The organism is Azohydromonas lata (genome assembly GCF_034427735.1).
Classification (GTDB): domain Bacteria; phylum Pseudomonadota; class Gammaproteobacteria; order Burkholderiales; family Burkholderiaceae_C; genus Azohydromonas; species Azohydromonas lata.
The window spans coordinates 61,675-82,034 of the sequence record NZ_JAXOJX010000004.1 but is presented as its reverse complement, the minus strand read 5'-3'; the positions used below and the strand labels follow the sequence as shown (position 1 = coordinate 82,034).

Annotated in this window: 18 protein-coding genes and 1 pseudogene; 14 read left to right on the top strand and 5 right to left on the bottom strand. The window is 67.2% G+C overall.

The annotated features are described in order from the left end of the window. Positions 1–26 precede the first annotated feature (26 nt). Together bioB and SM757_RS04710 are read left to right on the top strand one after the other, a co-directional pair. The gene (gene bioB / locus SM757_RS04715) at positions 27–1,079 is read left to right on the top strand and encodes a biotin synthase BioB (protein ID WP_322464554.1); all 1,053 of its coding nucleotides are present in this window, start codon (positions 27–29) and stop codon (positions 1,077–1,079) included. Beyond that, on the top strand, positions 1,076–2,305 hold the full coding sequence (locus SM757_RS04710; protein ID WP_322464553.1) for a cytochrome P450: 1,230 nt from the start codon (positions 1,076–1,078) through the stop codon (positions 2,303–2,305). Before bioB ends, SM757_RS04710 begins: the two co-directional genes overlap by 4 nt. 362 nt (positions 2,306–2,667) lie before the next feature. Here the strand turns inward: SM757_RS04710 and SM757_RS04705 are convergent, their stop codons facing one another. Further along, positions 2,668–3,075, bottom strand: coding sequence for a hypothetical protein (locus SM757_RS04705; protein ID WP_322464552.1), 408 nt, complete (start codon positions 3,073–3,075; stop codon positions 2,668–2,670). Beyond that, positions 3,050–4,204, bottom strand: coding sequence for an integrase catalytic domain-containing protein (locus tag SM757_RS04700; protein WP_322464551.1), 1,155 nt, complete (start codon positions 4,202–4,204; stop codon positions 3,050–3,052). Before SM757_RS04700 ends, SM757_RS04705 begins: the two co-directional genes overlap by 26 nt. 182 nt (positions 4,205–4,386) lie before the next feature. Between SM757_RS04700 and SM757_RS04695 the strand changes: the two genes are divergently transcribed. From SM757_RS04695 to SM757_RS04660, 8 genes are all read left to right on the top strand, one after another. Next, a complete protein-coding gene (locus tag SM757_RS04695; RefSeq protein ID WP_322464550.1) occupies positions 4,387–6,417 on the top strand; it encodes a Tn3 family transposase in 2,031 nt (676 codons plus the stop codon). Positions 6,418–6,679: 262 nt separating this feature from the next. Then, the gene (locus SM757_RS04690) at positions 6,680–7,651 is read left to right on the top strand and encodes a tripartite tricarboxylate transporter substrate binding protein (protein WP_322464549.1); all 972 of its coding nucleotides are present in this window, start codon (positions 6,680–6,682) and stop codon (positions 7,649–7,651) included. An 86-nt stretch (positions 7,652–7,737) separates the two neighbouring features. Next, complete coding sequence (locus tag SM757_RS04685) at positions 7,738–8,436, top strand: RraA family protein (RefSeq protein WP_322464548.1); 699 nt, start codon at positions 7,738–7,740, stop codon at positions 8,434–8,436. Continuing rightward, positions 8,436–9,356 (top strand): NAD(P)-dependent oxidoreductase, encoded by a 921-nt coding sequence (locus tag SM757_RS04680; protein ID WP_322464547.1) that lies wholly within the window; start codon positions 8,436–8,438, stop codon positions 9,354–9,356. Before SM757_RS04685 ends, SM757_RS04680 begins: the two co-directional genes overlap by 1 nt. An 11-nt stretch (positions 9,357–9,367) precedes the next feature. Beyond that, complete coding sequence (locus SM757_RS04675) at positions 9,368–10,432, top strand: cyclase family protein (RefSeq protein WP_322464546.1); 1,065 nt, start codon at positions 9,368–9,370, stop codon at positions 10,430–10,432. A 20-nt stretch (positions 10,433–10,452) separates the two neighbouring features. Next, on the top strand, positions 10,453–11,415 hold the full coding sequence (locus SM757_RS04670; RefSeq protein ID WP_322464545.1) for a tripartite tricarboxylate transporter substrate binding protein: 963 nt from the start codon (positions 10,453–10,455) through the stop codon (positions 11,413–11,415). Positions 11,416–11,429: 14 nt separating this feature from the next. Beyond that, positions 11,430–12,395: a Bug family tripartite tricarboxylate transporter substrate binding protein gene (locus SM757_RS04665; RefSeq protein ID WP_322464544.1), complete on the top strand. Its 966-nt coding sequence runs from the start codon at positions 11,430–11,432 to the stop codon at positions 12,393–12,395. 97 nt (positions 12,396–12,492) lie between these two features. Next, complete coding sequence (locus SM757_RS04660) at positions 12,493–12,792, top strand: SMP-30/gluconolactonase/LRE family protein (protein WP_322464543.1); 300 nt, start codon at positions 12,493–12,495, stop codon at positions 12,790–12,792. Positions 12,793–12,953: 161 nt separating this feature from the next. On the opposite strand, the gene SM757_RS04655 is transcribed toward SM757_RS04660, so the two are convergent. Beyond that, the gene (locus SM757_RS04655; protein ID WP_322464542.1) at positions 12,954–13,910 is read right to left on the bottom strand and encodes a LysR family transcriptional regulator; all 957 of its coding nucleotides are present in this window, start codon (positions 13,908–13,910) and stop codon (positions 12,954–12,956) included. 437 nt (positions 13,911–14,347) lie between these two features. Here SM757_RS04655 and SM757_RS04650 point away from each other — a divergent pair, with 437 nt between their 5' ends. The 4 genes and pseudogenes from SM757_RS04650 to SM757_RS04635 all read left to right on the top strand — a co-directional run. Then, positions 14,348–15,385, top strand: a complete 1,038-nt coding sequence (locus tag SM757_RS04650; RefSeq protein WP_322464541.1) for a porin — start codon at positions 14,348–14,350, stop codon at positions 15,383–15,385. Positions 15,386–15,556: 171 nt separating this feature from the next. Further along, complete coding sequence (locus SM757_RS04645; RefSeq protein ID WP_322464540.1) at positions 15,557–16,024, top strand: acyl-CoA thioesterase; 468 nt, start codon at positions 15,557–15,559, stop codon at positions 16,022–16,024. A gap of 100 nt (positions 16,025–16,124) precedes the next feature. Further along, positions 16,125–17,489, top strand: coding sequence for an NAD(P)/FAD-dependent oxidoreductase (locus tag SM757_RS04640; protein WP_322464539.1), 1,365 nt, complete (start codon positions 16,125–16,127; stop codon positions 17,487–17,489). Between the two features lie 53 nt (positions 17,490–17,542). Next, positions 17,543–19,152 (top strand): annotated as a pseudogene (locus SM757_RS04635) (phage integrase family protein); the annotation flags it as partial. Here SM757_RS04635 and SM757_RS04630 read toward each other — a convergent pair. Both SM757_RS04630 and SM757_RS04625 read right to left on the bottom strand, forming a co-directional pair. Further along, complete coding sequence (locus SM757_RS04630; protein ID WP_322464538.1) at positions 19,062–20,147, bottom strand: LLM class flavin-dependent oxidoreductase; 1,086 nt, start codon at positions 20,145–20,147, stop codon at positions 19,062–19,064. The pseudogene SM757_RS04635 and the gene SM757_RS04630 sit on opposite strands and share 91 nt — an antisense overlap. Continuing rightward, positions 20,107–20,319, bottom strand: coding sequence for a hypothetical protein (locus SM757_RS04625; RefSeq protein ID WP_322464537.1), 213 nt, complete (start codon positions 20,317–20,319; stop codon positions 20,107–20,109). Before SM757_RS04625 ends, SM757_RS04630 begins: the two co-directional genes overlap by 41 nt. Positions 20,320–20,360 lie beyond the last annotated feature (41 nt).

Genomic DNA, 20,360 nt, shown 5'->3' with positions numbered 1-20,360 from the left:
CATCAACCCACCAAGAGCAGTACGCCATGAGCACTGTTGTCGCCACAGTCCCGCTTGCTTCTCTGCGCCGCCGCGCGCCCATTGAGCCCGAAGCCGGGCGCTGGTCCGTGGCTGAGGTGCAGGCGCTCTACGACCTGCCGTTCATGGACCTGCTGTTCCGCGCCCAGCAGGTGCACCGCGAGCATTTCGACCCGAGCGAAGTGCAGCTCTCCACGCTGCTGTCCATAAAGACCGGCGGCTGCGCCGAGGACTGCGGCTACTGCCCGCAATCGGCGCACTTCGACACGGGCGTCGAGGCGTCGAAGATCATGTCCATCTCCGAGGTGCTGGGCGCCGCGCAGGCGGCCAAGGAGCAGGGCGCCACGCGCTTTTGCATGGGAGCCGCCTGGCGCAGCCCCAAGGAGCGCGACATGGAGCGCGTGACCGAGATGGTGCGCGAGGTGCGCGGCCTTGGCCTGGAGACCTGCATGACGCTGGGCATGCTCGACCAGGAGCAGGCGGCGCAGCTCAAAGATGCCGGCCTCGACTACTACAACCACAACCTCGACACCGCGCCGGACCACTACGGCAACGTCATCCACACCCGCACCTACCAGGACCGCCTGGACACGCTGACCAACGTGCGCGACGCCGGCATCAACGTGTGCTGCGGCGGCATCGTGGGCATGGGCGAGACGCGCGCGCAGCGCGCCGGGCTGATCGCGCAGCTGGCCAACCTGGACCCGTTCCCGGAGTCGGTGCCCATCAACAACCTGGTGCCCGTGCCGGGCACGCCGCTGGCCGACAGCGAGCCCATCGACCCGTTCGAGTTCGTGCGCACGATCGCCGTGGCGCGCATCACGATGCCGACGACCATGGTGCGCCTGTCGGCCGGCCGCGAGCAGATGGACGACGAGCTGCAGGCGCTGTGCTTCATGGCCGGCGCCAATTCCATCTTCTACGGCGACCGGCTGCTGACCACGACGAATCCGCAGGCCGAGAAGGATCGCCGCCTCTTCGAGCGGCTGCAGTTGCGCCCGCAAGGCCAGCGCCCAGAGGTGCAGGCGCACCTGGACGTCTCCGGCGCGGTCGCCAAATGAGTGCACTGCTGGCGCCGCGGGCGTCGGTCGCGCCGTTCGTCGATCTGGAATTCCTGCAGGACCCGTATCCGGCCTACCAGGCGCTGCGCGAGGCCGGGCCGATCCACTGGAGCGAGGTGTTCTTTGGCGGCGCCTGGCTGCTGACGCGCCATGCCGACGTCGAGGCCGCGTTGCGCGACCCGCGCCTGTCCGCTTGCCGCACGGGCGGCTGGGTGATGCGCGCGGCCGAGCCGGATGCGCGCCTGGACCTCACGCCGATGCAGCGGTTGTTCACGCGTTGCCTGCCCTTCCTGGACGCGCCCGACCACACGCGGCTGCGCAAGGTGCTGCAGCCCGCGTTCCGGTCGGACCGCGTGCAGGCCTTGAAGCCGGTGACGCAGGCGCTCATCGATGAGCTGCTGGACGAGGCCGGCGACAGCTTCGACTTCATGCAGAAGGTGGCGCGCCCGCTGCCGGCGCGCGTGATCGCCAAGCTGATGGACGTGGACGCGTCGGTGTATGCCGACTTCACGGCCTGGAGCGAGGACATCGCCGCCTTCCTGGGCTCGGTGAACCCGACGCAAGCCGAGGTGCGCGCCGCGCAGCGCAGCGTGGTGACGCTGGCCGGCTATTTCGAGCGCGAGCTGCTGCCGCGGCGCCGCCGCGAGCCGGGCGACGACTTGGTGAGCGGGCTGCTCGCGGCCCAGGCCGACGGCAGCGTCGAGGACGGCGCGGAGCTGCTGGCGCAGTGCGCGATGCTGCTCTTTGCCGGCTACGAGACCACGCGCCACCTGCTGGGCAACGCGGTGCACGCGCTGCTAACACACCGTGATCAGTGGGAGATGCTGCGGAAAGCTCCCGAGCTGCTGCCCAACGCCGTGCGCGAGCTGCTGCGCCACGACACGCCGGTGCAGTGGAGCGGGCGACGCGTGGCCGCTGACTTCTCACTGCATGGACAGCGCTTGCGGCGCGGTGACCTTGTCATCGCGCTGGTCGGCGCAGCCAACCGGGACCCGGTGCGCCATGCGCGGCCTGATGTGCTCGACGTTGCGCGAGCCAGTCCAGGGGCGCTGGCTTTCGGCACCGGACCGCATGTGTGCCTGGGTGCATCGCTGACGCAGCTTGAGACGCAAATAGTGCTATCCACGCTGCTGCGCCGCCTGCCCACCTTGCAACTGCGTGGGCCAATCCAACGGACCCAGAGTCCGCTGTACCGGGGGTTTACTCACCTTCACGTGAGCGCTTGAGGCAACGGCTGTATGGAGATGGGGCGGCAGTCGCAGCCCCGACACCCCGTGGATTGCCTTTGCTCGCTGCCTCAGCGGTGTGATGGTCATACCGATATGGCTACACGGTATGCGCGGACTCGTCGTGGGCTTGGACCTTGCCGTGCAGAAATCAACACGGCGACCGGCACGCTGTTGGCAAAACGCAAGTTGCCCGGCTCAAAGCGAGGAACCAACGAGGTGTCGTCGTTGATAAATCCAGGGCATTGAAGTTATCACCACCATGCGTAAGCGTCCGGCGGCACCACGGTTGACGCGGTGACCGAGGCGCGGCAACGTCTTCAGCTGTCAAGCGACATCAGAAACTGACCCCTCATGTTGCCTCACGAAGGAATGTTACCGGGCTCTTGGACGGTTTCTTGGACAGGTAGGTCAAGGGAATCGACTCCCCATCGGCATTGATCAATCCATTGCCGGACTGCTTCAGCACGCCAGATCTCCAGTGCCCGCTGAACGGTTCGCACGTGCTTTGAAGCAAAGGTTCCAGCAGGTGCAATGTCTTGGAGGCGGTGGAGTACGTCCACTGCCGTCATGCCCGGCTGCGCTGCGAGCCACTGGCGTATCTGCGCTTCGTATTGGTCGAGCATGCGCGGTCGCTTGGGGACCGGCTTACGCCGGTTGTAGGCGCGCCGATGGATTGCCCGCTGCTCGCCCTTCGCTTCAATCTCTGCGATGCTCAATGGAGTGCCCAGCACCTGGTCGCCTTCAGACGTTCCGCCGTCCAAGGCCACGTCGATCCACTCGCCGACCCAGCTCAGCTTGAGCAGCTCGGATCTCGGTGAAGAGCAGGACCGGGTCGGCTGCAGCGAGTCGCTGCTGCAGCGCGTCCTTGGCTTCGCCGCTGACGGCTTGATGCAGAAGAACCCGGTGCGCTGGCGGTATGGGAGGGTGGTACTGCTTGACCACCTGGGCACCGATGCGTGTCTTGCTCTTGAGCTTGAAGGACGGCTGCATGAGGTTCGTATGCAGGCGAGATGCGCGGTACAGCCGAGTCAGCATCTGCACCGACTCCAGCCCTTCGAAGCGCCCATAGCCAACCAGCCGCCGGACGATGGCTCCGTTCTTCTGCTCGACCCAGGCCTGATCGTTCTTCCGGTAAGCCCGTGCGCGGGTGACTTCCAGTCCTTGCCCACGGCACCACCCCACAACGCGCTCGTTCATGAAGACGCTGTCGTTGTCGAAGTCCACGCCGAGCAGCGGGAACGGGAACAGTTCGCGTGCCTTGGCGATGGCATCAATCACCAGGGTTCCATCGCGGGTGAGCACCGGCACGCACTCCGTCCAGCCCGTGGCGATATCGGTCAGCACGAGCGTTTGGACGAAGCTGCCGCAGAGGTTCGGTCCGCAGTGAGCGACGAAGTCCACCTCGACATAGCCGGGCACAGGATCGTTCCAGTCGCCAAAGGTTCTGATGGGTACGGCCCGGCGAATCGCCGAGCTCTTGCCCGCGGCACGTCGCCTTCCCTTGGCTGCGGCCAACCGCACTGGCGCCAGGAGCCGGTCTATGGTCGCTGGGCTGATCTGCCCGAGCTGGGCCTGCAAAGCAGCGTCGTCCGCGAGCTTGCCGTGCTGGATCAAAGCCGGCAGCAGCACTGGGATCATCACCTTGAGCCGCTTGGAGCAAACGCGGTCCGAGACCTCCCACAGAATGCACAGTGTCTCGCGTACCGCGGTGCCATACCGAGCCCGCGGCTGCCGCTTGCGAGGCTCTGCAGCAGGCTTGGACAGCAGCCGGATGGCATGTTTGCGGTGGTAGCCCGTGATGGCTACGAATTCGTCCAGGATTGCGCTGCGCTCCTCGATGGTGCTGGCCTGATACCGTGTGCCTACCGCCTCGGCCAATTCCTTGCGTGTTGCCATACTCACTCGCTTCGCCACGTTCCACTACTCCGACCGAACCTTCCGACCGGAGGCAAGTTACGTGAGGCAAGCAGGCCGACAAGAACCCGCCCGGTAGCAAACCAGCTGAGTCAATGCGGGGGTCAGTTTCTGATGTCGCTTGACAGGCGCTGCAGCAGGCCGGCCGGCGCAGTCAGCAACTGTTGCGCGCGGCGGCCGAGCGCGCCCAGGCGCGCCGTGGCAACGAGGCCGTGGAGCTGCTGGCGCAGGCGGTGCGCGTCAAGGGCGTGCTGCATGACGACACCAGGAGCTGGCAGGAGCGTGTGCTGGAAGCCCAACGCCTGCTCGCCGGCATCGATGCGGCTGCCGCAACCTCCTCGACCTTTGCCGCGCGTGTGCGCGTGGCGCTGGCGCAGGACTCGCAGCGGGTGCATGCCTGCCTTGCTGCCCTGGACGACATGGACTTCCAGGGGCTTGCCTCGGACGCCGGGTTTGTCCAGTGGCAAGCCTGGCGCGAGCTGCGGCAGCGCAACGCCGATGAACGTGCCGAGCCTGGTGCGCTGCCCGACGTCGGGGCGGCATGGCAGCCGCTGGTCAGCGCGAGCGATCCCAAGGCTGCTTGGCAAGCCTTCGAGGCAAGCACGATGATGGCGCTGCGCAAAGGCGTGCGCCGCGGCTCGGTTTGGGTGGACCACTCGCTGAGCTTTCGCGAGCGCGACCAGATGCTCATTGCGCCGCAGGAGTGGGCACTGCACCGCATGGAGTTCATCGGCCAGCTCGGTCTGCCCGAGGCAGCAGCGGACTTTATCAAGCCGCTCATTGCCACGCTCGTGGCCGGCCTGTGGGGCGTGGTCGGCGCCGTGCGCCGCGGCCAGGTGGAGATCGGCACGGACAGCATGCTGCACCTGAGCAAGCTCGCCGCCGTACCCAGTGACCGCGAGCCGCGGCGCACCCGGGAAGCCATCTACCGCAGCATCGGCGCCGTGCAGTTCCCGGACGTGATGCTGGAGGTCGATGCGGCGACCAACTTCAGCGACACGCTGCTGGGGCACCGGGCGCGCTCGCACCAGGAGCTGCTGGCGCTCTACGGAGCACTGCTGGCTCACGGGACCGAGCTGGACGCCAGCGAAGTCGCGCACATGATCCCGCACCTGGAGCCCACCCAGATCCTGGCGGCCATGCGCTCCATCGAGTCCGGCAAGCGCCTGCGTCGGGCCAACGAGCGCATCGTGCAGTACCAAAGCAGCATCCCCATGGCCGCACTCTGGGGTGAGGGTGACAAGGCTTCTGCCGACATGCTGGCCCTGGACGCTTCCCGGCAGCTCTGGAACGCGCGCGTCGATCCGCGCCGGCGCACCTACGCCGCGGGCATCTACACGCACCTGCGCGACCGCTGGGGCGTCGTCTACGACCAGCCCATCGTCCTCAACGAGCGCCAGGCTGGCGTGGCTATCGAGGGCGTCGAGCAGTTCAACCGCGTGGAAGACCGCATTCGCCTGTCGCTGCTTTGCGTAGATACCCACGGTTGGACCAACGTCGGGATGGGCATTGCGAAGCTCCTGGGGTTCGATCTGTGCCCGCGCCTGCGCGACCTGGCCGAACGGGAATTGTTTCTACCTCATCCATTCTCCATTCCCGAAGAGCTTGAAAGGGCCGTTGACAGGCGCGTTTCGCTGCGGGCCATAGAGCGCGGCTGGGACGGGTTGCTGCGGCTGGCCTCGTCCATTCGCACTGGGCGGGTGTCAGCTGCGCTGGCACTGCAGCGCCTGGGGTCCGCTGCGCGCGGTGACCCGGTTCACCGCGCGGCCGACCACCTGGGACGGCTGCTGCGCACGATCTACCTGTCGGACTACATGGCTGTGAACGACTTTCGGCGCGAGATCCACATGCTGCTCGATCGCGGTGAGTCCGTGCACCTGCTGCAGCGTGCCGTCTACAGCGGCAAGGTGGCACCCGAGCGCGGCAGGCGCGCAGACGAGATGCGCACGATCTCCGGCTCGCACAGCCTGTTGACGAATGCCGTCATCGCGTGGAATACCGCCCGGATGGAGGCCACCGTGGACCGGCTGCGCAAGAGCGGCGTGCGTATCGAGGACGACTGGCTGCGCCGCATGGGCCCAGCTCATTTCGGCCACATCAACTTCCGCGGCACGATGCGCTTTGGCATCGAACGCTTCGCACCGTCGCTGATCGAAGAGCAACCCGGCTCGGGGCGTCAGTTGCGACTGGTCTGAAAGCGGTGGGTAGGCGTTCTATGGCTTTGACGGCCTCGTGCCGACGCCAGCCTCGTGGATTCGGTGTAGCGCCAGACAGAGCCGGCACGGCCCTATTGCCTTTGGCAAGCAACACGATGGGCAAAAGCTTTGTCTATCAATGGCGAGGAATAATCAAATAGACCTCGCGGCTTCTGGTGCCGATACTGACATCAATACGACGGATGAGCCTGTCTCTTCACGGGGAAGACAGCAGGCAATGTGTCCGCTACCAGGAGACAACATGCTGTTCAATCGCCGCCACGTTTTGGCCGCGGCGCTGGCCGCCGCCTGCGCACCTGCCGTCCTGGCCCAGTCCTATCCCGCCAAGGCCATCAAGGTCGTTGTGCCGTTCCCGCCGGGGGGTGGACCCGACATCATTGCCCGCGAGGTGACGCAGAAGGTCACTGCAGCCACGGGCTGGACCTTCGTCATCGACAACCGTCCGGGCGCCGGCGGCAACCTCGGCGTCGATGCCGTCGCCAAGTCTCCCGCCGACGGCTATACGCTGGTGCTGGGGCAGACCAGCAACCTGGCCATCAACCCCTCGCTCTACGCCAAGCTGCCCTACAACCCGTTGAAGGACCTGGCTCCCATCACGACTGCGGCCACGGCGCCGCTGGCGCTGGTGGTCTCCACCTCGTCGCCTTACAAGACGCTGGCCGACGTGGTCAACGCCGCTAAGGCCAAGCCTGGAGCGGTGAACTTCGCCTCGCCGGGCAATGGCACCGTGGCGCACCTGACCGGCGAGCTGTTCCAGAAGGCCGCGGGCGTGCGCTTCCAGCACGTCCCCTACAAGGGCGCCAACCAGGCGCTGAACGACGTGATCGGCGGCCAGGTGGACCTGTACATGGCCTCGGTGACCTCGGTGCTGCAGCAGATCCGCAACGGCAAGCTGCGCCCGCTGGCGGTGACGTCGGCCAAGCGCGTGAACGACCTGCCGCAGGCACCCACCATTGCCGAGGCGGGCTACAAGGGCTTCGACGCCACCACCTGGTTCGGCTTCCTGGCACCGGCTGCCACGCCCAAGGACATCGTGGCTCGCCTCAACACCGAGTTCAACAAGGCGCTGCAGCAGAACGATCTGCGCAAGCGACTGGGTGAAGAAGGCGCCGACGTGGCTGGCAGCACGCCCGAGCAGTTCGCCACCCTGATGCGCGACGAGCTTCAGCGCTGGAGCAAGGTCGTGAAGGAGTCGGGCGCCAAGCTCGACTGAGCTCGGCGGCATCGCGCCGCCCATACATCCCTCTGCCGCGCGGCACCTCTGCCGGTGCGGTCCTGTGATTTCCAACGGAGATTCTCATGAGTCAAGCCGCCGCATTGCCCGACGTGATCCGCAACGTCGATCGCCTGTCCAACGACATCGTCAAGCAGGCCGCCGAGTTTGCTTCCTCGATCCTGGCCGACGTGGCCGGCCGCCGCGGCGCGCTCAACGGCCGCATCCAGCCGCTGAGCCCCTCGATGCGCTTCGCGGGCACCGCTATCACGGTGGAAGTGCGCCCGGGCGACAACCTCATGATCCACGCCGCCATGGCCATCGCGCAGCCGGGCGACGTGATCGTGGTGGACGGCAAGGGCGATCTTTCCAGCGCGCTGATGGGCGAGATCATGTCGCAGCAGTGCGCGGCTCTCGGCATCGCCGCCGTGGTCATTGACGGCGCCGTGCGCGACAGCGATGCCATCCGCGAGCTGGGCTTCCCGATGTTCGCTGCCGGCCTCAACCCCAACGGCCCGACCAAGCTCGTTCCCGGTCGCCTGAACCACCCCGTCTCCATCGGCGGTGTCACGGTGAACCCAGGCGACCTGGTGGTGGGCGATGCCGACGGCGTGGTGGTGGTCGAGCGTGACAAGGCAGCCTCGCTGATGCCACTGGCCGCCGAGAAGGTGGCCGCCGAGACCAAGCGGATCCAGGGCATCAAGAGCCGCCAGGCACTGCGCCCGGCCTGGCTGGACGGCGCGCTGCGCGCTGCCGGCGTGCTCAAGGATGGGGAGACGCTGTGATGAGCAACAAGCCGGTTTTCCTGGTCACTTCGAACGACCTGGCGTCGCAGGCGCTGGCGCTGCTCGCCGACTACGAGGTGGTGTTCGCCGGCAAGACGCCGACCGAAGACGACATCGTGGCACTGTGCAAGCAGCTCGACCCGGTGGCGATCATCGTGCGCTACGGCAAGGTGGGGCCTGCCGTGATGGACGCGGCGCCTTCGCTCAAGGTCATCTCCAAGCACGGCAGCGGCACCGACACCATCGACAAGGCAGCGGCTGCGCAGCGCGGCATCCAGGTCGTCGCTGCCACGGGCGCCAATGCCGCGGCCGTGGCCGAGCAGGCGCTGGCACTGCTGCTGGCTTGCGCCAAGTCGGTGACCCAGCTCGATCAGCGCATGCATGCAGGTCATTGGGACAAGGCCACGCACAAGAGCCTGGAGCTTGGTGGCCGCACCATCGGCGTGGTTGGCCTCGGCGCCATCGGCCTGCGCCTCGCGCGAATGGCCGACGCGATCGGCATGCGGGTCATCGGCTTCGACCCGTACGCCAAGGACCTGCCAGCCTACGTGCAGTCCGTCGATCTGGAGACGATCTGGCGCGAGTCGGACGCCATCTCGCTGCACTGCCCGCTCACCAGCGACAACGCCCAGCTGCTCAATGCGCAGACGCTGGCCAGGTGCAAGCCCGGTGTGGTCGTGGTCAATACCGCGCGCGGCGGCCTCGTCGATGAGGCGGCGCTGCTGGAGGCCATCCGCAGCGGCCAGGTGCGCAGCGCCGGGCTGGACAGCTTCGCGGTTGAGCCCATGGCGGCGCCGCACCCCTTCCACGGCGAGCCGCGCATCACGCTCAGCCCGCACATCGGCGGCACGACCAGCGACGCCTACGTGAATATGGGCGTTGCGGCGGCAAAGAACGCGCTGGCAGTCATCGGCGGCTGACGGAGGTTGTCATGGCTCAGCGCTGGAAGCACGCACCTCAGGGCAGCCACTGGGGGGAGTTCGGACCCGATGACCAACGCGGTCGCATGAACCTCGTGGATCGCAGCAAGGTGCTGCAGGGCATTGCCGAGGTGCGGGAGGGGCGGACCTTCTGTCTCTCGCTGCCCCTGGACGTGCCCGGCGGCGACGCGCTCAACCCGCGCCGGCAGCCGCCGCGCCATTTCGCGACGCTGCGCAACGGCCCCAGCGCTGGGCAGCAGGGCTTTTGTTGGTCCTACGCCTCGGAAGACCCGCTGCTCACCGACGTGGTCAACGACGACGTCGTGCTGATGAGCCTGCAGTACTCCACGCAGTGGGACAGTTTGGCGCACATGGGCAGCCGCTTCGACGCCGACGGCGATGGGCAGGACGAAGCCGTGTTCTACAACGGCTTTCGCGCCGGCGAGGAGATCCGGCCCGGACAGCACGACCCCGACGCTACCGCAGCGTGGGCCCGCTATCCGGACCCTCACGCCGGCGCGCTGGGCATCGAGCACCTGGCCGAGCATGGCGTGCAAGGCCGCGGCGTGCTGATCGACCTGGAGCACCACGTCGGGCGCCGGCGCACGGCGGTGGGCTACGACGCGCTTATGCGCATCCTGGAGGCCGATGGCGTCGAGGTGGAGGCCGGCGACATGGTGTGCGTGCACACCGGCTTCGCCGACGCGCTGCTGGCCATGAACAAGCAGCCCGACGTCAAGCAGCTGCACGACCTGGGCAGCGGCCTGGACGGGCACGACGCGCGGCTGCTGAATTGGATCGTGGATGTGCGCCTGGCGTGCCTGATCGCCGACAACCCGGCCGTGGAGCTCACGGGCGTGAGCCTGCAGACCCCCACGCCGCTGCGCCGGCCCCGCCTGCCGCTGCACGAGCACTGCCTGTTCAAGAACGGCATCCACCTGGGCGAGCTCTGGTATCTGACCGAGCTGGCGCGGTGGCTGCGCAGCCAGGGCCGCAGCCGCTTCCTGCTCACGGCGCCGCCGCTGCGCCTGCCCGGCGCGGTGGGCTCGCCGGCCACGCCGATCGCCACCGTCTGATCCTCATCAGGAGCAAAATCATGAAACTCAAGTTCCAGGCATTGGCCGTGGCCATGTTGGGCCTGCTGGCCGGGGCGGCGCAGGCCGCATGGCCGGATCGGCCAATTCGGCTGATCGTTCCCTATCCGGCGGGTGGCGCGGCCGACAGCATCGCGCGCGTGGTGGCCACGCAGTTGTCCGAGCGGCTCAAGCAGCAGGTGCTGGTCGAGAACCGTGCCGGCGCAGGCGGCACCATCGGCGCTCAGGCCGTCGCGCAAGCTCCGGCGGACGGGTACACCTTCCTCTACGACGCGACCTCGTTCGCGGTGAACCCCAGCCTCTTTCGCAAGTTGAACTTCAGCTACGCGAAGGACTTTGCACCGGTGTCGATGGTGGCTCGCATCCCGACGCTGCTGGTCGTGCCAGCGGCATCGTCGATGAAGTCGGTCGCCGACCTGGTCAAGGCAGCCCGGTCGCCCCAGGGGCCGCTGACCTACGCGTCGGCAGGCAACGGCAGCGCGTCGCAGCTGACGGCAGCCATGTTTGCCCAGGGCTTCAACGTGCCCATGGTGCACGTGCCCTACAAGGGCGGTGCACCGGCGCTGACGGACCTGGCTGGCGGGCAGGTGCAGCTGATGTTCAGCGCCGTCACGGCGTCGATGCCGCTGGTCAAGGGCGGCAAGCTCAAGGCACTGGCCACGGCCTCGCCGCAACGGCTGCCCACCTTGCCTGACTTGCCCACCGTGGCCGAGTCTGGCCTGCCGGGGTTCCAGGCGTTCGAGTGGAACGCGGTGTTCGCGCCGGCGGCCACGCCCGCGGACATCGTGGCCCGCATGGAGGGCGAGTTGCAGCAGGTTCTCACCTCGCCCGCGGTGCGCCAGCGCATGGACGAACTGGGTGCCCTGCCTGCTGCAAGCGGTGCCAAGGAGCTCGACCGCTTCGTAAAGGCAGAGACCGCTCAATGGGCCCGCGTGATCAAGACGGCGGGCATCACGCTGGACTGAAGGAACCATTCCCCATGAAGAAGTCCGTCGCCGCCCTGGTAGGCGCCGCAGTGCTCACGGCGGCCACGCTGGTCCACGCGCAGGGCTACCCAGCCAAGCCCGTCAAGATCATCGTGCCGTATCCGCCGGGTGGGGCGGTGGACGTGGTCACTCGCAAGATGGCCGCGCAACTGCAGGCGCAGACCGGGCAGACCTTCTTCGTCGAGAACAAGGCCGGCGCCACCGGCACCATCGGCATCATGTCGGTGGTGCATGCGCCGGCCGATGGCTACACGCTGGTGGCCAACGACACCACCTACGCGCTGCTGCCGCACATTTTCAAGAAGCTGCCCTTCGACCACCAGAAGGATTTACAGCCGGTGTCGGCCTTCGTGTTTGCGCCCATGGGTGTGGCGGTCAGGGCTGACGGTGGCCCGAAGACCCTGGGCGAGCTGATCGCGGCGGCCAAGGCCCAGCCCGAGAAGGTTACCTACGGCACGGGCGGCGCCGGCACGATGCCGCACTTCGCCAGCGAGGCGCTGGGCATCGCTACGGGTGTCAAGTTCATGCACGTGCCGTTCAAGGGCGCTGGCGAGGCCACCATGGCGCTGCTGTCGGGCACCATCGAGTTCCAGATCGCCTCGACACCGGGCATCATCGGCCAAGTCAAAGGCGGCAAGGCCCGGCTGCTGGCGGTCAGCGGAGAGCAGCGCCTGCCCTTGCTCCCCGACGTGCCGACCTTCGCCCAGGCGGGCATCAAGGACTTCAGCGTCGTGAACTTCACGGGGTTGTGGGCCCCCAAGGGCACACCGGCGGCTGTGGTCACCCGGCTGCAAAAAGAGATCGCCGAGGCCATGGCCAGCGACGAAATGAAGTCCTATGCCCAGAGCATCGCGGCGCTGCCAGGCTACTGGGATGCCGGGACCTTTGCCAAGATGCTGGGCGAACGCACAGCGTACTGGGGAAAAATCGCCGGCAACACGGCCTTCGAGCGCCAGTGACACTGTGCCTGCTGCAGCCGCCCCAGTTTCGCGAGGCCAACGTCTTCACGCGCATGCTGGTGGATCTCCGCAGCAACGGCATATGTTCGGCCTAGCCATGGACGAGGCAGGACACCTGCTGGTCGCCGATCCCGGCATGGGTTATTACCGGGTCTTGAACCACCGGGCCGATCCGGTGCAGGTGATCCGCAGTCTTGAAGGCACGTCGCTCACGAACCTGGCCTTCGGCGGCCCGCAGCGGCGTACGCTGTACTGCACAGAGTCCGTTCCCGGCTCGATCCTCAGGATCCGTATGGACGCTGCAGGCCTGCCGTGTGCCCGACCCGAACAACTGCCACGGGTGGCCTCCGGCTCGAAAGATTGCGGCCTTGGCGCGGCCTGCTGGGCACCGATGTAGGCTGCATCGGCGCTGCATCCGTGTCTGTGCGCCGCAGGCGTCACCCTCCGGCATGCTGCGCACCGTCACCCAGGGCCGCTGCTTGCATGCACGATCTTGAGGCGCCTCGGTCTTGTCAGATGGCGCATCACTCCCAAGTCCTGAACGTCCCTGCAGAACGATCAAGCGGCGGAAGACTTGCGTCGTGCGCTTGGTGAAGCCTGAACGGTCTGACGCCGGGCGCGGGACTTTGATGGTCCGGCTCCTCCCGAGGTTTCAACAAGCAACTCGATCAGGCGCTTTGCCGCAGGCAGCAAGTAGCTGTCCGAGCGGTAGGTCACCGTCAGGCGTCTGTTCATGGTTGTCTCCTTGAGAGGAACTTCCTTCAGCTGCGTGTTCTTGTTGACGTGGTACCTGGAGACAAAGCTCAGCAGACCGGTTTCGACGATCAGCGCCGGCAGCATGATCAGCATGGTGCTCTCGATCTGCACCACAGGTCGAGGAAGAAGGTAGCTGTCGAACGTACGGTCCAGCCAATCCCGGGTTGTCGCGCCCGGTGGCTGCAGAACCCAGCGGTGGCTCGTCAAATCTGCCATCGTCACCTTTTTCTTGAGAATCGGATGGTCGGCGCTGGCAGCCACCACGATGCTGTCCTGCGTCATCAGCCTGGACGTCATGCCCGGCTCGGCGGACATCTCTGACGCTACGATCAGGTCGAGCTCGCCTGCCTTGATCTGCGCCTTGAGAACATCCAACAGCCCGACGACGGTTTTCAACGTCACGGATGGCGCCTCCACCAGCAACTTCCGTGTTGCCGCGGGAAGCAGAAACTCGGCCGCCGTGGGCACCACGCCAATGCGCACGTGCCCCGTCAGCCCGAGGCCGATGTCGCCGATTTCTCGCTTGGCGTCGTCGGAGTCGAAGCGCATGCGCTGCGCCCACTTCTGCAGGATTCGACCCGCCGGTGTGAGCCGGATGCCTCGGCCATGTCTCTCGAACAGTGGTCCGCCATAGGCGTCTTCAAGCCGGCGCACACAGCTCGTCAGTGTGGGTTGCGATCGGTGCAGCTTCTGGGCCGCCAGGCCAATGTGCTGCAGCTCGGCCATCGTCTCGAAATAGCGCAGGTCACGCAGATCCATTGCAAAAGATCCATCAATGAATGACCAGCAATTATCAAATAGACGCAACGTCCCTGGGCACGAATACTTGAGGCCACCAAAGGAAACCGTCTTCGATTGCTGCGCGTTGTGAGGCTCGAACGCGTATGGGATATCCGCCTCAAGTCATTTGCAGGCGAATGCATCGCACGGTAGTCGAGGTCTTGGGCTGTATGCGCAAAAGGGCGCCATTGGCCCTGGTCAATTGGCCGTCCGACGCTCTGTCGAGATCACCAAGCAGGCTTGCGCAGCAGCTATTCCCGTGTCCATAAAGTTGCCTGCACAACGGTGTGAACCGTTGTGTGCAGACTGAAGGACGCGACACATGTTCAGGTCGGGTGCCTTTTTGCCGGCTGGACGCCTTCGACCCAGCGCCCGTGATCTGGCGCATGCGGATCGTGCATTCAATAAGGAGACACATGCTCACCAAGCACCACGCCATCGGCGCAGCAGTTGCTGCTGTACTGGCCATGCCCATGCTGGCCAGCGCTCAAACCAACGTCACGGTGTACGGCATCGTCGATGCGAGCATTCGCCGCGCTGACAACGCCAACGCTGCGGGCCAGTCGGTCACGTCGCTCAACGACGGCGTCTACGGCACAAGCCGCTGGGGCCTGCGCGGCAGCGAGGATCTGGGCAGCGGGATGAAGGCCGTCTTCACGCTGGAAAGCGGCTTCGACCCCTCCACCGGCACGCTCCTGAACGCTGATGCCAGCGCCAACAACGGTTTCGGTGCCGCTCCGAACGGCCGCCTGTTCGGGCGTGAAGCCTCGGTAGGCCTGGATTCCCCACTGGGTCTGGTGACGCTGGGGCGGCAATACACCTTGGCGCATCCCTTGTCGGGCCGCTTCCAACCGCAACCCAACCCGAACCTGGCTGCCATCTCCATGTTCAGCACCCACCATGTCGCCCGCCAGGACAACATGGCCCGCTACTACAAGCAGCTCGGACCGGTGGGTGTCTATGCCAGCTACACGTTCAACGAGGGCAACGGCCGCGGCCGCGGCGTGGGGGCCACCTACACCGCCGGTCCCCTGGACCTGACGGCCTACTACCAGGAGGTCAACAACGCCACCAATACCGCCACGCGCGGCATTGCCGGCGCGGGTGGCAGCTACGCCGTGACCAAGGATCTGAAGGCCTTCCTGGGCTACATGAAGCGCAACGACCGCGGCACCAGCGCCCAGGAAAACGACGTCTGGAGCATCGGCGTGAACTACAACCTCACCGCCCCGCTGGTCCTGACCGTGAACTATGCGCAGGACCGCCAGAGTGGCATCAACGCGGGCAAGCGCAAGATGGGCTACGTCGGGCTGGACTACAACTTCTCCAAGCGCACGGACTTGTACGCCGAGGTGGACAACAACCGTCTGAGCGGAGCCTACCCGCTGCCAACATTCATGGGCACGCGAGACTCGGCCACCAGCTTCTCCGTCGGTCTGCGCCACCGCTTCTGAGCAGCCACGCAACCAGGCCGGCACGGCGCAGTGCCGGCCGCTGCTGCCATGGCTGGTCAAACCGCCCGCATTGGCTTGTCACGTCATGCCGGCCAGCCTCATGACGTGAACCGCAGCCCGATGCCCATGCGGTTCTGATCTTTAGTCCTGACACTACACGGAGCTCTCTTGATGGACATGCCTTCACACCAGCTGGCCATGACGGTGCTGATGACGCCCGACACGGCGAACTTCGCCGGCAACGTGCACGGCGGCACCATCCTCAAGCTGCTGGACCAGGTGGCCTACGCCTGCGCCAGCCGCTATGCGGGCTGCTACGTTGTGACGCTGTCGGTCGATCAGGTCATGTTCCGGCAGCCGGTCCATGTCGGCGAGCTGGTGACGTTCCTGGCCGCAATCAACTACACCGGCACCTCCTCGATGGAAGTGGGCATCAAGGTCATCGCCGAGGACATCCGCTCCCAGGCGGTGCGCCACGTCAACAGCTGCTTCTTCACCATGGTGGCCGTCGACGAACATCGCAAGCCCGTTGCCGTTGCACCACTGCGACCGTTCACGCCGGATGAGAAGCGCCGTCATGCAGCTGCCCTGGTTCGAAAGCAGCTGCGGCAGGAGCTCGAACAGCGTTCCCGGAACTGACCGTCATCCCGGCGCGCCGTGGCCATGGCCGCATGTCACGCTGACCACGAACGTTTCGCAGCTGTTGGTGTGCCTTTCACATCAGCCGGAGTACCTGCTCATGGACAAGTTGAACGATCGAGTCGACCAGCGAAAGGCCGACACCTCGAAGCCGGCCTCGCACCGTATCGTCATCGTGGGCGGCGGCGCCGGGGGGCTGGAGCTGGCCACGCGGCTGGGCGACACGCTGGGCCGGCGCGGCTTGGCGCAGGTGACGCTCATCGAGAAGGCGCGCACGCACTTCTGGAAGCCGCATCTGCACGAGGTTGCGGCCGGCACCGTGGACCTGCACACCCACGCCGTGAACTACCTGGCGCAGTCGCACTGGCACTGCTTCCGCTACCGCATGGGCGAGATGACGGGGCTGGACCGCGAGCGCCGCGAGGTGCACGTGGCGCCCTTCATCGACTCCGACGAAAATGAGCAGGTCACGGGGCAGCGCGTCTTCGCGTACGACACGCTCGTGATTGCCGTGGGCAGCCTCAACAACGACTTCGGCACGCCCGGCGTGCAGGAGCACGCGATTCTGCTGGAGACGCCGGCGCAGGCCGAGCGCTTCCACCGCCGGCTCGTGAACGCCTGCGTGCGCGCCCATGCGCAGAGCGCGCCGTTGCGCCCGGAGCAGTTGCAGGTGGCTATCATCGGTGCCGGAGCCACCGGCGTGGAGCTAGCCGCGGAGCTGCACCACACCACGCGCACGCTGGTGTCCTACGGGCTGGACCGCATCGACCCGGAACGCGACATCCGCATCGAGCTGATCGAGGCCGGCCCGCGCATCCTGGGCGCGCTGCCCGAGCGCATGTCGGCCTCGGCGCGGGAGCTGCTGGAGGGCCTGCACGTGCGCGTGCGCACGAACGCCAAGGTCACGGGCGTGACGGCCGACGGCGTGCAGCTTGCCAGCGGCGAGACCATTCCGGCCGAGCTGGTAGTGTGGGCCGCCGGGGTGAAGGCGCCGGCGTTCCTGGCCACGCTCGATGGCCTGGAGGTCAACCGCATCAACCAGCTCGTGGTCGGCCCGACGCTGCAGACCACACGCGACGACAACGTCTTCGCCATCGGCGACTGCGCCGCGGCGCCGTGGCTGGGGCGCGAAGGCACGGTGCCGCCGCGCGCGCAGGTGGCGCACCAGCAGGCCTCGCACCTGGTCAAGCAGATCCGCCGGCGCATGCGCGGGCTGCCGGTGCAGCCCTGGACCTACCGTGACTTCGGCTCGCTGGTGTCGCTGGGCAAGTACTCGACGGTGGGCAACCTGATGGGCTCGCTGGTGGGCGGCAACATGTGGATCGAAGGGTTGTTCGCGCGCTGGATGTACCAGTCGCTCTACAAGCTGCACGAGTTGGCGCTGCACGGCGTGTGGAAGTCGACGCTCGGCACCGCGGCACGCTTCATCGCACGGCGGACGGTGCCACATGTAAAGCTGCACTAGCCGAATAATCCTTGTTATCTTGCCAGCGCCGCCGTGGGAGCAAACTGGACGCCGTGAAAACGCGCGAGTCTCCAACCGGGCCAGGTCACGAGCTGGAACTGCCCGATGCCGCGGCGCTGTCGGCCCTGCGCGCCTGGCACCAGGGGCTGTCCTCGCGCGAGGCCGTGGCGCGCTTCACGCCTGAGCGGCGCGCCGCCGGCGGCTCCTCGCGTGCGGTGATCGGCGCCATCCGCCGCCAGATCGCTGCGTTTGCAACCAGCCGGCAGCGTGGCGATCTGATTAGGCATTTCGCAGGCCCAGCGCGCAAGGGCACGGCTGCGGCCCGGGCCATCGCGCAGGCCATCGAGGCGCTGCGCCAGGCGCCCATCCCGCAGCCGCTCATTGGCGACGACCTGTCCCGCTGGCTGCCGCCGCGCGTAGCGGCAGTCCTGCGCCGGGCCGGCATCCGGACCCTGGCCGAGCTGACGCTGCGGGTGCCGCGCAGAAAGCGCTGGTGGCGCGGCATCGCCGGGCTCGGGCCAGCCATGGCCGGCCAAGTCGAAGGCTTCTTCGCCGCACATCCGGACCTCACCGAGCGGGCACGGGCACTGGTGGCCATGCCGCCGCAGGGCGACGTGCGCCCCTGGGAGCGCATCGTCCCTCCCGTCGAGCTCAACGGCTCCATGGGCGCGTACCGGGCGCCGCACGCGTCGTGCTCGCTGCGGCCAACACCGACTCTACGAGGCCGTGCAGGCCTGGCTCGCACTGCACGAGGCGCCGGCCACGCGGCGCGCCTACCGCCGGGAAGCCGAGCGCCTGGTGCTCTGGGCCGTCGTCGAGCGCGGCGTGGCGCTGTCGTCGCTGTCCACCGAGGACGCCACGGCCTATCGCGCTTTCCTGCGCCACCCGGCCCCCCGCGCGCGCTGGATCGGCCCGGCCGCGCCGCGCTCCTCGCCGCTGTGGCGGCCGTTCCTCGGCGGCTTGTCGCCGCGTTCCACGGCCTACGCGCTGTCGGTGCTGGGGGCGCTGTTCCGCTGGCTCATCGACCAGCGCTACGTCCTGGCCAACCCGTTCTCGGGCGTGCGCGTGCGCAGCGGGGCTGGATACGACACGGGTGTTCTCGGTGGGCGAGTGGCAGCTGCTGCGCACCGTGGCCGACGCTCTCGAATGGACCTACGGCTGGGAGCGCGGCGCCGCGCAGCGCATACGCTTTGCGTTGGACTTCGGCTACGCCACGGGTTTGCGCGCGAGCGAGCTGGTGGCCGCGGAGCTGGGCAACGTGGAGCTTGATGCGAGCGGAGATGCCTGGCTGCACGTGGTCGGCAAGGGCGGCAAGATTGGTCGGGTGGTGCTGCCGCCGCTGGCGCGCAGTGCGCTGGAGCAGTACCTGATGCAGCGTGGCTTGCCCGTGAGCGCGAAGAAATGGAACCCTTGCACGCCGCTACTGGCCAGCCTGCAGGGCGACGCCGGCATCGCCGCCACGCGGCTGTGGTCGGCGATGAAGCTCTTCTTCACGACGGCGGCCGCGGTGCTGGCCGACGTCAATCCGGTCCTGGCCGAGAAGCTGCAGCGGGCCTCACCGCACTGGCTGCGTCACGCCCATGCCTCGCATGCGCTGGACGCCGGCGCCGACTTGACTGCGGTGTGCGACAACCTGCGCCATGCCTCGGTCGCCACCACGTCGCTGCCCATCGCCGCCGCGAGCTTGAGCTGCCCGTCCTGCCGCTGCAAAGGGGCGGCCTTCCACGGCGGGGACGAAGTCGTGGGCCGAGCAAGCCTTGGTGGATGGGTGCCTACGGCTGCGGATCGGTACCCGAGCTGCTGCAGGACGGTGTCACCGGCTTCATCGTCCATGACCAGGCCCAGGCCATCGAGGCCGCACGCCAAGTCGATCGCATCGACCGTCGCCGCTACCGCCAGGCCTTCGAGCAGCACTTCAAACACCTCCGACGCTGGCCGCGCTCCATACTTGAAGTTGAGGATGACGTGGTTGACGCCGACGGCGCACGGCGCGTCGAGGAAGCGCAGCAGGAAGTGCCGCCCCGCCCTGAAGCCGAGGTGGATGGGCGTCGGCGGCAGGTGCGCGTTGTCGGTGAGGTCAACGTAGAGCGATTGCACGAACGGCTTGAAGACGCCCGGGCTGGCGGCTTGGACCTCACCGCGCCAGCGGGCCACCGCCTCGGCTTGGCGTTCGATGCCGCGGGGATAGGTGATCCAGCCGTCGGCATGCCCGGCAATCCCCGGCAGCGGCTGTCCGCTGTTTCCGGTGACGAGCATCAGCAGGCGCCCAAGCGGCTTGGGTACGAGGTCGGCGTTACCGGTGAGCACGCCGGCCGTTGACTCCAGCATCGAGTACTCGAGCTCAAGCACGCGGTGGATCACCTCGAAATAGTCGCGAAACAGGAGGGTGCGCCGTTCGATGTCGACGCCGAAGGCCGGAAACTCTACCGGCCGGTCACCCGACGCCACGCCCAGCACCAGCCGTCCGGCCGACAGCTGGTCGACCGAGGCAGCCGCCTTGGCCACATGCAGCGGGTGCCGCAGCGGCAGCACGATGGAGCCGGTGGCCAGCGCAATCGTCTGCGTGTGCGCCGCGATCCAGCCGAGGTACACCCAGGGATCGTGGATCTGGCCGAGGTCACCGAAGCTTGGGCACGTCGCGCACCCACAGCGCGGCATAGCCGAGGGCCTGGGCGCGCTGCGCAAGCCGCTCCTGGTCGCGCATCGACGGCGCGTCGCCCGTGAAGGCCTCGATGGGGAAGAAGACGCCAAGCGTGAGGCCGCCCGCGCGGAACATGCGACGAAAGCCAAGCGCTTCCTGGACGGTGGCCGTCGGATTGACTTTCAGCATGGGCTCTACGGGTCGACGTCGGTCAGCGTACGAAACGTGCC